Raw genomic sequence first — 1,163 nt, forward strand, 5'->3', positions numbered from 1 at the left:
ACTTTTGATTTGGAGAATGGCATCCCAAGCGGGCATATGAGAAGTACCACGGATTCAATCAAGGTGGCATTGGACAGCAATGGCGTTTCAGACTTTGGCCCGGCTACCAACGACAAAAAGTGGCACGGCCCGGTCCGTATGCAATGGCTTCCCGGCGCATATTCCGATTTTCGGCTGCTCGTGCGGATGTATAACTATCAATACTACCCGCGAGCACATGGCAAATGTGAGGTCTATCTTCTGGATGAAAACGGCGAGCGGATGGGCAAAATCATGCTGAAAGATGCCAGCAACAGCAAAGAAGTCGCGGCACAAATTCAAATCGGCACGCATAGCGATTTCAAAGAGATCTATGCAGGCACCGGAAAAGTCACGAAAGGAAAGACAATCACCAAAACCGTCAAACTCGGCGCCGGGACAAAGAAAGTGACATCAAATGGGAAAACAAAGACGGTTCAGCAATGGAAGACGGTTACGTTGGAAGAAGACACATCCACAAGCGCATTCACAAACTTTTATGGCTACTTGCGGCTTCAAAAGATTGGTAACAAATATGAAGCATATATTCTAAAACTGGATGAGCACTCGAATCCCGTATGGGATAAACCGATCATCGTTCATTGGACGGATACACAAAACAAGTATTCGAACAAGAAATTGGCCGGAATCGCATTCTATACCGCGAAGATGGACATTGCCGAAGACGCGGCCAATCCACCTAAACCTTACAAAAATAATAATATGGCTCTAACGGACGTAAAGGTCTGGAACATCATCAACGGCGGGAACAAGGGGTCGACAAAGCCTACGGTCATCGCCCATGCGGGGGATGAGATCAAGATCAATTGCGAAGACCATACCGTGTATAAAAACGGTGCGGTCTTCATGGAAAAATTTTATATCGGTAGCAATTTCCCAACCATGGAAGGCGGCGTGACCAAATCATTTGCATTTGAACCCGATCTCGATGAAGCGGATTGGTACTATGAATACCGGCCAACGACGAAATAGGAGGTGATGGCTTGTGTATTTGATTCTTGATCCCGACTTGAAAGTCTGCGGTGTCTTGTCATTGGAGGGAAAAGGATGCAAGTTCTATGATGATTTGCGATCGACGAAAATCGCAGACGATCAAGGGAAGATATGGAGCGACACTCTGCAAA

At 46.7% G+C, this 1,163-nt stretch carries 1 pseudogene; it reads left to right on the forward strand.

What is annotated here, in order from left to right:
• A pseudogene (locus CCB157_RS16635) lies at positions 1–1,011 on the forward strand (distal tail protein Dit); the annotation flags it as partial.
• Positions 1,012–1,163 lie beyond the last annotated feature (152 nt).

This window comes from Caenibacillus caldisaponilyticus, from assembly GCF_002003465.1.
Classification (GTDB): Bacteria; Bacillota; Bacilli; order Bacillales; family Sporolactobacillaceae; genus Caenibacillus; species Caenibacillus caldisaponilyticus.